At 38.4% G+C, this 13,665-nt stretch carries 13 protein-coding genes; 3 read left to right on the forward strand and 10 right to left on the reverse strand.

The features are described 5' to 3' along the window. Window positions 1-137 precede the first annotated feature (137 nt). Window positions 138-983, forward strand: coding sequence for a metal-dependent hydrolase (locus KNQ97_RS08365; protein ID WP_253612076.1), 846 nt, complete (start codon window positions 138-140; stop codon window positions 981-983). A gap of 52 nt (window positions 984-1,035) precedes the next feature. Here the strand turns inward: KNQ97_RS08365 and KNQ97_RS08370 are convergent, their stop codons facing one another. From KNQ97_RS08370 to KNQ97_RS08385, 4 genes are all read right to left on the reverse strand, one after another. Further along, window positions 1,036-2,130, reverse strand: coding sequence for a YheT family hydrolase (locus KNQ97_RS08370; protein WP_000513050.1), 1,095 nt, complete (start codon window positions 2,128-2,130; stop codon window positions 1,036-1,038). Window positions 2,131-2,149: 19 nt separating this feature from the next. Next, window positions 2,150-2,866, reverse strand: coding sequence for an SGNH/GDSL hydrolase family protein (locus tag KNQ97_RS08375; protein WP_253612077.1), 717 nt, complete (start codon window positions 2,864-2,866; stop codon window positions 2,150-2,152). A gap of 38 nt (window positions 2,867-2,904) precedes the next feature. Continuing rightward, entirely contained in the window at window positions 2,905-3,312 is a 408-nt protein-coding gene (locus KNQ97_RS08380) for a nuclear transport factor 2 family protein (protein WP_033853145.1), read from the reverse strand. A gap of 70 nt (window positions 3,313-3,382) precedes the next feature. Further along, on the reverse strand, window positions 3,383-5,407 hold the full coding sequence (locus KNQ97_RS08385) for an NADPH-dependent 2,4-dienoyl-CoA reductase (RefSeq protein ID WP_253612078.1): 2,025 nt from the start codon (window positions 5,405-5,407) through the stop codon (window positions 3,383-3,385). Window positions 5,408-5,542: 135 nt separating this feature from the next. Between KNQ97_RS08385 and KNQ97_RS08390 the strand changes: the two genes are divergently transcribed. Beyond that, window positions 5,543-6,103, forward strand: coding sequence for a PadR family transcriptional regulator (locus tag KNQ97_RS08390; protein ID WP_000056571.1), 561 nt, complete (start codon window positions 5,543-5,545; stop codon window positions 6,101-6,103). 2 nt (window positions 6,104-6,105) lie between these two features. After that, the gene (locus tag KNQ97_RS08395) at window positions 6,106-7,023 is read left to right on the forward strand and encodes an alpha/beta fold hydrolase (RefSeq protein WP_001147222.1); all 918 of its coding nucleotides are present in this window, start codon (window positions 6,106-6,108) and stop codon (window positions 7,021-7,023) included. Window positions 7,024-7,069: 46 nt separating this feature from the next. Here the strand turns inward: KNQ97_RS08395 and KNQ97_RS08400 are convergent, their stop codons facing one another. From KNQ97_RS08400 to argC, 6 genes are all read right to left on the reverse strand, one after another. Then, entirely contained in the window at window positions 7,070-8,125 is a 1,056-nt protein-coding gene (locus KNQ97_RS08400) for a 3-deoxy-7-phosphoheptulonate synthase (protein ID WP_000993014.1), read from the reverse strand. Between the two features lie 426 nt (window positions 8,126-8,551). After that, window positions 8,552-8,914, reverse strand: coding sequence for a YnfA family protein (locus KNQ97_RS08405; protein ID WP_002040450.1), 363 nt, complete (start codon window positions 8,912-8,914; stop codon window positions 8,552-8,554). A gap of 3 nt (window positions 8,915-8,917) precedes the next feature. Next, on the reverse strand, window positions 8,918-11,194 hold the full coding sequence (clpA, locus tag KNQ97_RS08410; protein WP_000952702.1) for an ATP-dependent Clp protease ATP-binding subunit ClpA: 2,277 nt from the start codon (window positions 11,192-11,194) through the stop codon (window positions 8,918-8,920). 9 nt (window positions 11,195-11,203) lie between these two features. Then, on the reverse strand, window positions 11,204-11,617 hold the full coding sequence (clpS, locus tag KNQ97_RS08415) for an ATP-dependent Clp protease adapter ClpS (protein ID WP_001260033.1): 414 nt from the start codon (window positions 11,615-11,617) through the stop codon (window positions 11,204-11,206). Window positions 11,618-11,626: 9 nt separating this feature from the next. Then, entirely contained in the window at window positions 11,627-12,385 is a 759-nt protein-coding gene (locus tag KNQ97_RS08420; protein ID WP_085940527.1) for a DUF6776 family protein, read from the reverse strand. A gap of 75 nt (window positions 12,386-12,460) precedes the next feature. Then, window positions 12,461-13,516 carry an N-acetyl-gamma-glutamyl-phosphate reductase gene (gene argC, locus KNQ97_RS08425; protein ID WP_000558172.1) on the reverse strand — a complete coding sequence of 352 codons (1,056 nt, stop codon included), beginning with the start codon at window positions 13,514-13,516 and terminating at the stop codon, window positions 12,461-12,463. Between the last annotated feature and the right edge of the window lie 149 nt (window positions 13,517-13,665).

Raw genomic sequence — 13,665 nt, forward strand, 5'->3', positions numbered from 1 at the left:
AAGCTCTCCTGTCTATCATTTTAGGACAATCTATTTTCAATCATTCGAAATTTATTGACTCCAATCTAGTCTGCTTATAATTTTTATTAACAAGTTCCTTTTTGGAACCTAATCTAAAAGAAGATTGGAGCAAGAAAATGAAAACAGCTTTAAACCGTACACCAGCCTCTTTTCCTGTCCGCCGCATGGACTACAATTTTGAAGATACTCCGCGCTATTGGTGCAATCATGAGCCTTCTCTCACCCACTATTTCACGGGTCTTTCGACTTTATTTCCTGAAGGTGAATCATACTTTGTTAGATCTGTCCGTGCTTTACGAGCTAAAGCTAAAGAGAATGAAATTCTAGACAGAGAAATAGGCGCATTTATTGGTCAAGAAGCAATGCATTCTAAAGAACATCATGCTTTCCATGTCAGTGCACAACAATATGGTTTAAACCCAGAATCACTAGAGAAAGCTACAGGTATTGTTCTTAAAGCTATTGAGAAAGTTTTTAGTAAAAAATGGAATTTATTGATAACTGTTGGATTAGAACACTATACAGCTGTTCTGGTAGTCAGCATGATGCAATCCGTAAATGAGCTTATGACCGACAACACTATTCGCAACCTATGGTTATGGCACAGTGTAGAAGAAACCGAGCATAAAGCTGTTGCATTCGATTTATATCAACATCTATATGGCAACGGATTAGATGCATATATTCCACGTGTTGGAATTTTTACATTCAGTTTAGTTTTGATTACAGCCTTTTCAACTATTTACCATATTGTTTTAATGAAACGAGATAAGCAACTGACCAATTTCAAAACTTGGCGCAACTTTTTTAAGTTTGCGAGCAAACAATATAAAGTGTTGATTCCTAAATTTCTTGAATACTACCGTTTTGATTTTCACCCTAATCAAACAGATGAAAAAGCTTTAGTTGCCGCTACAAAAGTAAAACTTGGAATAAATGATAGATCACTCCTCTTATCTTAAGGTATAAAAAATAAAGCCCAAGATCTGGGCTTTATTTATATTCAAAGATTATCTATTTATTATGTTCAATTAAAAAATAATCAGCCATGAGACGTGCTGCCCACGATGTACTGCGCCATCCCTCATAAAATGCACAATGACTTCCTTTTTTCGTTGTCACCACAGCAACATTGCTCATCTGCTGAATTGGCTCTTTATATGGCTCTAAATTTTTAATAGAACATACAGGGTCATCTTCAGCATTCAAAATCATTAAAGGAATTTTAATATTTTCGAACACATAAATCGGGTTAATAGATTTACAGTAAGTTTCATAATCTTCAAAACCCGCCATTTCGAAGTATTCTTTTTCAAATTCTTCCAAATTGGTTGCTGATAAAACCCTCTCTAAAGATGCAATCTGACTCCATGTATTTTGGTACGGATAAATAAAATACTTGAAGAGCTTTTTAGTCATCATTTTACTGTAAAAAGGATGGACATTTTTAAAACCAATTTCCGTGTTATAGCCCGGACACATCGCAAACGCAGCTTTAAAAGGTGTGTCTTCGCCTTGTTCACCCAAATAACGAACTAGTAGCCCCGTACCGGCCGAAGAACCTACCGCATATAGATCCGATGCCGGAAATAAACTTTGAATATGGTTAAGTTGTTCTTTTAAATCACTCGTAGAGCCAAAAAGAGAAATTTGCGGCACAGGCATTGGCAAACCTGCGTGACCACGACGCAGGCATAATGCAATTCGCCAGCCTGTGTATTGATTTAAATCGCGTACCAATTCACGCATACTCTCAGGTGTACCTGTAATGGTATGCATAATTACAACTGTTGGTGTATCTGGCGGTAAGTTATAGCCATACCAAGCAATTGCGGTAATACCACCATCACTCATAGTGAGTTGATCAATTCGATCATATGCCAACTTTATTGTTTGTTTTCTAATAAGATCAAAATAAAGTAAGTGAACATGACTATTTGTGAGCCAAGGCGTAGGACGATATTTCTGTTTAAGTTGTGGCAACTTATCCAAAATATCTTTTATTTTTCCTTGAGGATGATAATAGACTTTTGGATGCTCAGCGCCCAACACTAAATCGAACAGCTCCGAACCGAAATCTTTAATTTTATTAAAAACAGATATGCCCATATCCAATAACTACCTATGACTATGAGTTAAATGATTGCCGCACTATGGCTGCAACCTGCCGTCCCCAAACTGCGTAAACTTCTTTACTTGGATGAAAACCGTCACTTGCCATATGCAAGTTCATGGCTTGAAAAGTTTCAACATCATATTCAAGAAACTTAAAATGGCTTTGTGGTGCTAACCATTGTTGTAATTTTTGATTCATTTGCTCTGCATATTGCCCAAACAACCAAGCTAATGGATTCGGTAAAGCCGGGAAATGTTGCATTGGAGGCACACCGGAAACGATAATCAACTTTGGCTGAAAACGTTTCTGTATATGCTCAAATAATTGCTTCTGTTGTTTAATCCATGATTTAGCAGAGGTCAACTTTGTGACATCATTTACACCAATAGATGTCACAATCACATCATACTTCTGCTCTTCCAAATGCTGCAAAGCATTAAAAACTTGTCGAGTTGTATCACCAGTTTTAGCATGAAGTTTCCACTGTAGGGAAAATTCATTTTGCAGTTCTTGAATAATAGCACCAGACAAGGCATCTTTCTGATTTTCTACACCAACACCTGCTGCGGCAGAATCCCCCAAAATAAGCAGAGATAAAGATTTACCTTGACCAGCTCTACCTTCTCGTTCACCTTTAGCTTCTGCTAAACGTGGTGTGTTCTTCCGAACTTTATGGCCTTGTATGAATAATACGGGTAATAAAAACAACGTTGAAAGTTTTAACCACATTTTTATATACCTCAATATTCTTAGGCTATTTAACAAAATTATTGAGGTTTAAATTGAGCTATTCGTATGCCCATTTGCTCAGCTAATACAGCTAAACCGCTCATTGGACGAATCATTACTTCAAAATCAACAATTTTACCCTGCTCATTAAAACGAATCATATCAATACCTTTTAATGACTTATCACCTACATTCGCACTAAACTCTAGCACTACATTTTCACCATCTTCCGTATAAAATTCTCGATGATAGGTAAAATTCTGAAATACCTGAATTACATTGGTGAGAATAAAGAAAACAACTTGTCTTCCCTCATAAGGTTTATAAGCAACCGGTGAATGGAAAATGACTTCATCTGCTAGCAAATCATTTAAGTTCGATAAGTCATTTGATTGAATCATGTGATGCCATTTTTCTAATGACTGTTTAGTTATTTCGAGTGTCATTTTTATTTTTCCTTCAAATAGGTTTTAGTAATGAGCATTCTCTTACCCAAGACAATGCTCATTTAAGTCATTAAAGAACCGCTGCTAGTTCAGCACCTTGACGAATAGCACGTTTAGCATCCAACTCACCTGCTTCTTTAGCGCCACCAATCAAATGAACACTCTTACCATCTGCTTTTAATTGGTCATACATCGCAGTAAATGATTCTTGACCCGCGCAAATCACAACATTATCAACCTCAAGCACTGTTGGTTTGCCATCAACAGTAATATGAAGCCCTTGATCATCTACTTTGTCGTATTGCACACCTGCTAACATTTTCACGTTTCTGTTCTTAAGCCCGGTACGGTGAATCCAACCAGTCGTTTTACCCAGCCCCGCGCCTACTGAGGAAGCTTTACGCTGCAACAAATAGATTTCTCGTTCAGAAGCTTCAACTTTTGGCTGCTTTAAACCTCCGACATGTTCATAGTGAGTATCAATACCCCACTCTTCATAAAATTTTTCTGGATTTAAACTGCCACTTTCACCTTCATGGGTTAGGTACTCAGCCGTATCAAAACCAATACCACCTGCACCAATAATGGCAACACGCTGACCTACTGGTACACGCTCTTTAAGCACCTGTAAGTAGCTCAACACTTTTGGATGATCAATACCTTCAAATTGTAATTGACGAGGTGTTACACCAGTTGCAACTACGATTTCATCAAAGTCTGATTGGCTTAACTCTTCATAAGTGGCTGGATGGTTTAATACAAGCTCAATGTTCGGGCGTAATTCAATTTGACGATTGAAATAACGCAATGTTTCGTAGAACTCTTCTTTGCCTGGCACAGTTTTAGCGATATTAAACTGACCACCAATTTGATGACTTGCTTCAAAGATTTTAACTTGGTGTCCACGATCTGCCGCATATACAGCAAAACTTAAACCTGCTGGTCCGGCCCCAATGACAGCAATATTTTTCTGACTTTGTACTTCTTTAAAGATTAGTTCTGTTTCATAACATGCTCGAGGATTAACCAAACATGTTGCAATTTTCATAGAGAAAATGTGGTCGAGACAAGCTTGGTTACAGCCAATACACGTATTAATTTCATCGCTACGGCCTTCACTTGCTTTTAAAACAAAATCAGGATCTGCAAGCATTGGACGTGCCATTGAAACCATATCCGCATGACCCGACGCTAATACATGTTCAGCCATTTCTGGTGTATTAATACGGTTCGATGTAATTAATGGAACTGAAACTTCACCTTTTAATTTTTCAGTGACCCAAGTAAATGCAGCTCTTGGAACTTTGGTGGCAATTGTTGGAATACGAGCTTCATGCCAGCCAATACCCGTATTAATGATCGTAGCCCCAGCTTTTTCAATCGCTTTAGCAAGTTGAATAACTTCTTCTAAAGTAGAACCACCTTCAACCAGATCAAGCATCGATAAACGGTAAATAATAATAAAGTTTTCACCCACTATTTCACGTGTACGTTTTACAATCTCAACAGGAAAACGAATACGGTTTTCATAGCTACCACCCCATTCATCATCACGATGGTTTGTTCTGGCTGCAATAAACTCGTTAATTAAATAACCTTCTGAACCCATAATCTCAACGCCGTCATATCCAGCGTATTGAGCAAGCTTCGCACAGTTTGCAAAATCATCAATCGTTTGTTGAACCTCAGCAGAAGTCATTGCCTTAGGCTTAATGGGATTAATAGGTGCCTGAATTGCCGAAGGCGCAACAATCTCTGGCTGATAAGAATATCGGCCCGTATGTAATATTTGTAATGCAATCTTCCCGCCTGCAGCATGTACAGCTTCGGTAATGACTTTATGTTTTTCGGCTTCTTCTGTGCTATCTAACTTAGAAGCATGAGCAAAGGTTAAACCTGCCTGATTGGGTGCAATACCGCCAGTAACAATGAGCCCAACATCACCTTTAGCACGTTCTGCATAAAAAGCTGCCATACGCTCATAACCACCAGGCGCTTCTTCTAGACCAACATGCATAGACCCCATCAATACGCGATTTTTTAATGTCGTAAAACCTAAATCTAATGGTTTTAATAAATGTGGATATAACGACATAACAACTCCTTGGCTTGCTAATCTGCTTGCTTAATGCAACTTGTTGCACAAATTTATAATCAAATTTTGACTTTTATGCAACATGTTGCATAATCTAATGAGTCACACTTTACTTTTGCTTACAAACGGATTGCCATGTCACTTCCTCATGTTTTATTGACCAGTTTACTAGAACGGCCAAGCACGGGCTTTGAACTCGCCCGCCGCTTTGACCGATCTATGGGCTTTTTCTGGAATGCCACACATCAGCAAATTTATCGTGAACTCAATAACATGCTTAAAAAAGGCTGGGTTTCCACTTTAGAAAATGAGATGGATAGTGGCCGAAAAAAAACTTATCAAGTCGAACAACTTGGCCGTATTGAACTCGCTTCATGGATGACGCAGCAAAGCGAACCCGCACAGCTTAGAGATGACTTAATGGTAAGATTGCGCGCTGAGGCGCAATTGGGCAATAATCAAATATTACCCGAACTGTTACGACATCTTGGTCTACACCAAGAAAAGCTTAAGCTTTACCAAACTATTTACGATAAAGATTTTAAAGATAGCGATGATTTGAATAATCGAGTGTTATATATTCATAAAATGATCTTAGAACTCGGCATTACTATGGAAACTGAGTGGATCAAATGGTTGGAACAAGTCATCCCGCAATTAAAACTCTTTGCTCAAGATAATGTATCTGGAGAATAATCATGCCTTATTACACCATGCCCGATCAGGAAAGTTTATTTGTACGCCGTGTTGGTCGTGGTGAACCGGTATTAGTTTTATCTGGCTTAGGTATGCAAAGTTGGCAATGGCTACCTTTTATCTATGCAAATCGTAAAGAATACGAGTTTATTATTCCCGACTGGCGGGGCTTTGGCGGTTCAAAAAATTGTGCAATTCCCGAGCAAGATGCCATATCAAGCCACTGGCAAGATGTTGCTCACTTAATTGAGCAATTAAAATTAGATAAATTTATTTTAATGGGCTACTCAATGGGAGCCACCACTGCAATGCATGGCATGAAACATGCTCATCTCGCTCAGCAGTTAAAGGCCTATTTACATATCGATCAAACGCCTAAAATTTCAGTAGATGCTACATGGCAATATGGGTTATTTGGGCCATTACATGCCCAATTTAAACAATTACTCAATGATATTTATCAGTTATTATCAATCCATAAAAATGCTAAATATCTTTATGAATTATCACTTCCGGACCGTCAAAAGTTGGTGCGTTTGTGGGTAGATTTTATTGAATTGCAAAGTAGCAATCCGTTTAGTCCTTTTGTTTTTAAAACTGCGTTAAAACAACCATTTTTACAAAAATATCTTCTTCCGATTCAGCGTTTAGACTACTTATTTTGGTATGTCGAAAATTATCTTTTCCACAACGAAGATTATCGTGAAGCACTTCAGCAATTACAGTGCCCAACAACTTTCTTTATTGGACGCAATTCGACACTCTATCCAGAAACGGGCCAAACCCTGATTGCACATAGTGTCGAACATGCAAAAACAATTTATTTTGAACGTTCAGGCCACACGCCATTATTAACCGAGCCAAAAAAATTCGGGCATGAAATCACTACTTTTTTATCCGAACTTAAACATGCTTCTTAAAAAAAGGGATCTGCTAAAACAGATCCCTTTTTAAATGTTTACATCATTAAGCCGAATGAGCTAATTCACTTGCTTTTAATTGTTTAGCAACATTTAACAAAAGCTGTTCAGTTTTATCCCACCCTAAACAACCATCCGTTACCGACTGACCATAAGTCATTTCACATGAAATCTTCTGGTTACCATCAACTAAATGGCTTTCAATCATGACACCCTTTACCTGAGTTTTTAGACGTTCAGCAACGATTTGCTGCAAAACTTCTGGCTGACGTAAAGGATCTTTACCACTGTTACCATGACTACAGTCAATAACTAAGGCAGGTAGGTTTTGTTTGTGCTTTTCTCTAATTGCCTGAATTGAAGCCAAATCATAATTAGGGCCATGATTGGCTCCACGTAAAATCAAGTGTGGCAATGGATTTCCAGCACTCTGAATCACTGAAGGCAAACCTTGCTGATTCATACCTAAAAATTGATGCTCATTTTGTGCAGACTGAATAGCATCCAAAGCAATTTGAATTGAACCATCCGTACCATTCTTGAAACCGATACTGTATGGCATATGACTTGAGATTTCACGGTGAATCTGGGACTCACTAGTACGAGCTCCAATTGCACCCCAAGCCAATAAATCATCAAAATAGCCTGTTGCCATTGGGCTTAAAATTTCGCTCGCGATCGGCAAGCCTTTTTCAATAATTTGTAAATATAGCTCACGCGATTTTTCTAAACCTAATTGTAGATTAGATGAACCATCAAGGTTTGGGTCATACATAAACCCTTTCCAACCTACTGTTGTACGCGGCTTTTCAATATAAGCACGCATCACAATGAAGATTTGATCTTTTACTTTTTCTTGTAATTTTTGCAATCTATCTGCGTATTCAAGTACAGCAACTGGGTCATGAATTGAACATGGTCCTGTAATAACCATTAAGCGCTGATCTTTGCCAGCAAGAATATTTTGAATAATTTGACGATGTTCTGCAATTTGTCGTGCGAAGGTCTGCACAAGCGGGTATTTAGCTTTTAACTGAACAGGTAAACTAACTGGTGTTTCTTTTGTATTGCTTTGAGTTAGTAAAGTATTTAAGGCATTCATTGGTCTTTTCCTTTGGACTGAAACCTAATCAGTCCGATCATTTATTTGAGCGTTTTGGATCTATTCGTTGGCAAAGGTAGGCAAAAGTAAAACCAATAAAAGTTGCTAAAGTATGAATAAGTCATGTTGTTCATTTTGAAGTCCTCGATTTGAAAAAGATAAAGCATAAAAAAACCTGATCGGGGTTGCCGATCAGGTATTAACTGTGATGGGCAACTCTCGTGCCCGAATACGCTCAGGCAACTATCTAAATTGCCAGAAATAAAAGTAAGCGTTAGAATTCACAGATTGATTTAACATCTTTATCTCAAATATTAAAAAATGTTCCTTAAATCTAAAATACGCATTGTTGATGACTTTGACAAGTATTTTTTGCGAAAAAATTGCTTATTTTTTCACTTAAAATTTAATTGAACACTTTCAGAATTAACGGATTAATCCTTGGGGCTGTAAAATAATTAAACCTGCTCCGCAAAGCACGATTAAACCACCCAAGATATCCCATCTGGTTAAAACGACTTGATCTACAAAACGAAGCCACATAAGCGCAGTAAAAATATAAATACCGCCATAGGCTGCATAAATCCGTCCAGACGCTGCAGGATGTAATGTCAGCAACCAGACAAACACGGCCAAACTCAGAGCTGTAGGTAACCATAGCCACGCAGATTTCCCTTCTTTTAAAATAAGATAAGGAAAGTAACAACCCAAAATCTCAGCGATTGCAGTAATAATAAATAACCCGAACACACTAAATATTCGGGTTATAGAAAGACTATCAATTAACATAAATTAAGCTGGTTCTGCCGTATGGTGATCTTCAAACACTTCAAGTTTTAGACCCACTGCTTTACCATCTTCTTTCTTCACTGATACCGCCACATTACCGCCATGATCTGCAAGTTCACCAAACAAAATCATTTCAGCTAATGGTTTCTTCAAGTGTTCTTGAATGAGTCGTTGCATTGGTCGAGCGCCCATTAAACGATCATAACCATTTGTCGCTAACCAGTCGCGTGCACTTTGATCGACATCTAAAACTACGCGTTTTTCATCTAGCTGCGCTTGCAATTCTGTCAAGAACTTATCAACTACAGATTCAATCACTGTGGTTGGTAAAGCTTTGAATTGAATAACACCATCTAGACGGTTACGGAATTCAGGTGAGAATGCACGTTTCATGGCTTCTTGGTTGTCCGAACTATGGTCTTGCTCTGTAAATCCAATGCTTGCACGAGAAATACTTTCTGCACCAATGTTCGTCGTCAACACAATAATGACATTTCTAAAGTCTGACTTACGGCCATTATTGTCTGTTAATGCACCATGATCCATGATTTGTAATAACAGGTTAAACACATCAGGATGTGCTTTCTCAATTTCATCCAGTAATAACACACAGTGTGGATTTTTATGAATCGCATCTGTGAGTAAGCCACCTTGGTCATAACCTACATAGCCTGGAGGAGCACCAATTAAGCGAGAAACAGCATGACGCTCCATATACTCAGACATATCGAAACGAACAAGCTCTACACCTAAAAGTTTTGCTAATTGCTTCGTAACCTCAGTTTTACCTACACCGGTAGGACCAGCAAACACAAAGCTACCAACAGGTTTATCCGGTGATTTCAAACCAGCACGTGACAACTTGATTGCAGAAGCTAGTGCAGTAATTGCTTCATCTTGACCAAATACAACACGTTTTAGGTCACGCTCAAGATTTTCAAGTACAGATTTATCATCTTTAGATACAGTTTTAGGCGGAATACGCGCAATCTTAGAAACGATATCTTCGATGTTTTCTACAGTAATTAAGCTGTCTTCACTTTCTGCTTTTAAACGGCGCTGTGCACCTGCTTCATCAATGACATCAATCGCTTTATCTGGCAAGAAACGATCATTAATAAATTTCGCAGAAAGCTCAACCGCAGAAACCAAAGCTTTGTCGTCATACTGTACATGGTGGAAATCTTCAAACTTTGTTTTCAAGCCACGTAAAATATCAATAGTTTCAGAAATGCTCGGTTCATTTACGTCAATTTTTTGGAAACGACGAGATAACGCATGATCCTTTTCAAATACCTGACGATATTCTTGGAACGTTGTTGATCCAATACAGCGTAAAGTACCATTTGCTAAAGCTGGTTTAATGAGATTCGAAGCATCCATCGTACTGCCCATACTTGAGCCTGCACCAATGATCATATGAATTTCATCAATGAATAAAATCGCATTCGGATTTTTCTTCAAAGCGTTTAACAATTGTTTTAAACGTTTTTCAAAGTCACCACGATATTTTGTACCCGCAACTAATGCACCAATATCAAGGCTGTAAATTTCTGCATGGCTTAGCGGTTTTGGTGCTTTACCATTTACAATGAGCCAAGCAAGACCTTCTGCAATTGAAGTTTTACCTACACCTGGGTCGCCTACTAACAATGGATTATTTTTACGACGACGGCAAAGAATTTGTGCTGTACGCTCAATTTCTTTCTCACGACCAATGAGTGGATCAGTTTTACCTTTTTGCGCTTCAACATTTAAATTGAGCGTATAAAGTTCTAATGGTCCGGCATTGCCTGAATTGCTTTCACCCTCAATGTCTTCAACTTCTTCTTCAACCTGAACTTCGTCTTTACGTGTCCCATGAGACAAGTATTGAGTTAAAGTCAATCGATTAATTTGATGACGTTTAAGCAGATAAACAGCAAAAGAATCACGCTCTGAATACATTGCGACCAAAACATCCGCACCTTCAACAGTACGATCACCACCACTTGATTGAACGTGGAAAATTGCACGTTGCAAAATGCGGTCGAAACTTTCTGTTGGATGTGGAGCTTGCTCGCTATTTTCGCCAAGCTTAGGAGTATGTTGTTCTACATATTCTTCTAATTCTTTACGTAAAGAAACAATATCAGCTCCGCATGCTTTTAATGCATTCACAGCCGAATCGTTATCGAGTAAGGCTAATAGTAAATGTTCAACTGTAAGAAACTCATGTCTCTTTTGACGAGCCATGCTAACAGCCAAACGTAATGATACTTCTAATTGACGACTGAGCATGTGACCCCCTTATGCTTTAGGCTCAATCTGGCAAAGTAATGGATGACCTTGCGATCGAGCGTAATTATTAACAAGGTTTGCCTTGGTTTCCGCGATGTCTCTTGGATATACCCCGGCAGTACCTTTACCTTCATAGTGTACTGTTAGCATTACTTGAGTTGCTTGGTCAAGATTCATTGCAAAGTATTGTTGTAAAATTTCAATTACAAAGTCCATTGGCGTGTAATCGTCATTCAATAATACTACTGCATATAAGGGAGGACGCTTGAGTTCGGGAGGTGCTGTTTGCACAACAACCTCTCCGTCATGATCTTCGTTTTGCGAATCACTTAAGCGTGGATTGAAGTGCCAATCGACATAGCCAGACTGCTGAAAAGAAGCCTTAATATCTTTTAAATTTGTTTGACGCTTATTTGTTCGCATATGATGTTACTATTGTGAATTTGCTTCAGCTTGAGGAATTTCTGCAACAAAAGCAGAAGGTGTTTCGACAGGTTTACCACGCTGCCAACTAAAACGCTTAATAACCGGTGTATCAGAACCGCCTGTTAGACGCACTTCAATAAATTGAGGTGTGAACCCCTTAGGCATCGTCCAACGGCCAGTCAAACGCTCAAAATCAGTGAAGTTAAAGTTCTTATCTTCAAGTGGTACCACTAAAACTTCTGTATCTTTAATCAGTCTTATTTCAACTGAACCTGCAGCACGGCGTTTACTCGGGCTAACTTGTACCAGATCAAGCTGATATTCATAAGCATTTTCCGGTAACGGTTTAATCGCCAAATTCTGAATTGTTAAGCTTAAACCACCACGTTGTCTTAAAATTTCACGGTAGATGTTACTCATACCTTCTTGCTGCGTTTTATCAGCATTGGCTTGATTAAGTGCTTCAAACAAATCATTGGCATTTGTAACAGCAACATCACGCTCTTGTACAGCAGCATTCAAACTTTTGTTAACTGCATCTAATGCTGTTTTTTGCTTTTGCACTACCTCAACCAATTGCTCTGCATCTGCATCGTAACCAACAACAGTTAAACCTTGACGGTGCCCAATTGTATAGCCGAGCGCAAAACAACCACTCATTAAAATAGCGGCACCAATAAATAATGGTTTATTGGTGTTTAAAAATTTTTTCTTTTGCAACGAACTTTCTACAGAAGTCGTCTGTTCCGAGTTTTGCATCGTCATCTCAGTGTTTAAGATCAGAGTCAAGACACACATTTAAATCGAAATTTAAATGTGTGTGAAGCAAAAAAGAGTTTTTTATGGTAATAAACCAATCCCTTGTAAGCCTTCATCTTCATTAAAGCCAAACATAAGGTTCATATTTTGTACAGCTTGGCCAGATGCACCTTTTACAAGGTTATCTTGAGCCGCCAAAATAATGAGTTTATTTGGTTGTGGTTTATACAAAGCAATACGTAATTCATTTGCTCCGCGCACGCTGCGAGTTTCAGGTGAACTATTTGCAGGCATGACATCTACAAATTTTTCATTTGCATAGAAGTTTTCATACAAAGCTTGTAAATCTGTTTGTTTACCTGCTTCTGTCAAGTCTACATAAATTGTACTTAACATACCGCGAATCATCGGTACTAGGTGCGGAACAAATAAAAGACCTTCAAAAACATCTTTCTTAGCTGCAATATTTTCCAAAGCCTCTACAATCTCTGGATGGTGGCGATGGCCTGCAACACCATAAGCTTTAAAGTTATCCGCATTTTCACTGTAAATCATGCCCAAACTTGCTTTACGACCAGCACCAGAAACACCGGATTTTGCATCAATAATAATATTCTTTGTTTCAATCAATGCTTGTGCCGATTTTAAAAGTGGAGCCAAGCCCAGTTGAACAGTTGTTGGGTAACAACCTGGATTACCAATGACTTGAGCTTGCTTAATTTTTTCACGATTTAACTCGGTTAAACCATAAACAGAATCTTTTAGTACATCTGGGCAAGCATGCTCCATACCATACCACTTTTCAAATTGCTCAAGATTCTGTAAACGAAAGTCAGCAGCTAAATCAATAACTTTGGTGCCTGCTGCAATCAAATCTTTCGCATGTTGCATCGCAACACCATGAGGAGTTGCAAAAAATACAACATCACACTCTTTTAATGCATCAATGTTTAAATCTGAAAATTGAAGATCTGTATGCCCACGTAAGTTTGGGAACATATCAGCAACTGGTTTGCCCGCTTCTGTACGTGAAGTCAGAACTCGAACCTGCGCTTTTGGATGTCGTAATAAAATACGTAATAGTTCAACGCCTGTATAACCAGTTCCACCAACAATTCCGACAGAAATCACGTGCATTACCTCAAATTTTGAATCTATACTTGCGGTAGTATGACAGGATGTCTAGGCTTACAAAACCATTTCATGCTTGGTAATTTTAATTTTTTTATTTTAAACGATAATTACATAGCACTTGCCGGCCTGTCAGTACCAAACAAATATCAGTA

This window comes from Acinetobacter sp. UC24323 (genome assembly GCF_024151445.1).
Classification (GTDB): domain Bacteria; phylum Pseudomonadota; class Gammaproteobacteria; order Pseudomonadales; family Moraxellaceae; genus Acinetobacter; species Acinetobacter baumannii.

Bases quoted from the DNA above. Each gene is read 5' to 3' on its own strand.
- KNQ97_RS08365 (WP_253612076.1), top strand. From the start codon at position 138: ATGAAAACAGCTTTAAACCGTACACCAGCCTCTTTTCCTGTCCGCCGC.
- KNQ97_RS08370 (WP_000513050.1), bottom strand. From the start codon at position 2,130: ATGGGCATATCTGTTTTTAATAAAATTAAAGATTTCGGTTCGGAGCTG.
- KNQ97_RS08375 (WP_253612077.1), bottom strand. From the start codon at position 2,866: ATGTGGTTAAAACTTTCAACGTTGTTTTTATTACCCGTATTATTCATA.
- KNQ97_RS08380 (WP_033853145.1), bottom strand. From the start codon at position 3,312: ATGACACTCGAAATAACTAAACAGTCATTAGAAAAATGGCATCACATG.
- KNQ97_RS08385 (WP_253612078.1), bottom strand. From the start codon at position 5,407: ATGTCGTTATATCCACATTTATTAAAACCATTAGATTTAGGTTTTACG.
- KNQ97_RS08390 (WP_000056571.1), top strand. From the start codon at position 5,543: ATGTCACTTCCTCATGTTTTATTGACCAGTTTACTAGAACGGCCAAGC.
- KNQ97_RS08395 (WP_001147222.1), top strand. From the start codon at position 6,106: ATGCCTTATTACACCATGCCCGATCAGGAAAGTTTATTTGTACGCCGT.
- KNQ97_RS08400 (WP_000993014.1), bottom strand. From the start codon at position 8,125: ATGAATGCCTTAAATACTTTACTAACTCAAAGCAATACAAAAGAAACA.
- KNQ97_RS08405 (WP_002040450.1), bottom strand. From the start codon at position 8,914: ATGTTAATTGATAGTCTTTCTATAACCCGAATATTTAGTGTGTTCGGG.
- clpA (WP_000952702.1), bottom strand. From the start codon at position 11,194: ATGCTCAGTCGTCAATTAGAAGTATCATTACGTTTGGCTGTTAGCATG.
- clpS (WP_001260033.1), bottom strand. From the start codon at position 11,617: ATGCGAACAAATAAGCGTCAAACAAATTTAAAAGATATTAAGGCTTCT.
- KNQ97_RS08420 (WP_085940527.1), bottom strand. From the start codon at position 12,385: ATGACGATGCAAAACTCGGAACAGACGACTTCTGTAGAAAGTTCGTTG.
- argC (WP_000558172.1), bottom strand. From the start codon at position 13,516: ATGCACGTGATTTCTGTCGGAATTGTTGGTGGAACTGGTTATACAGGC.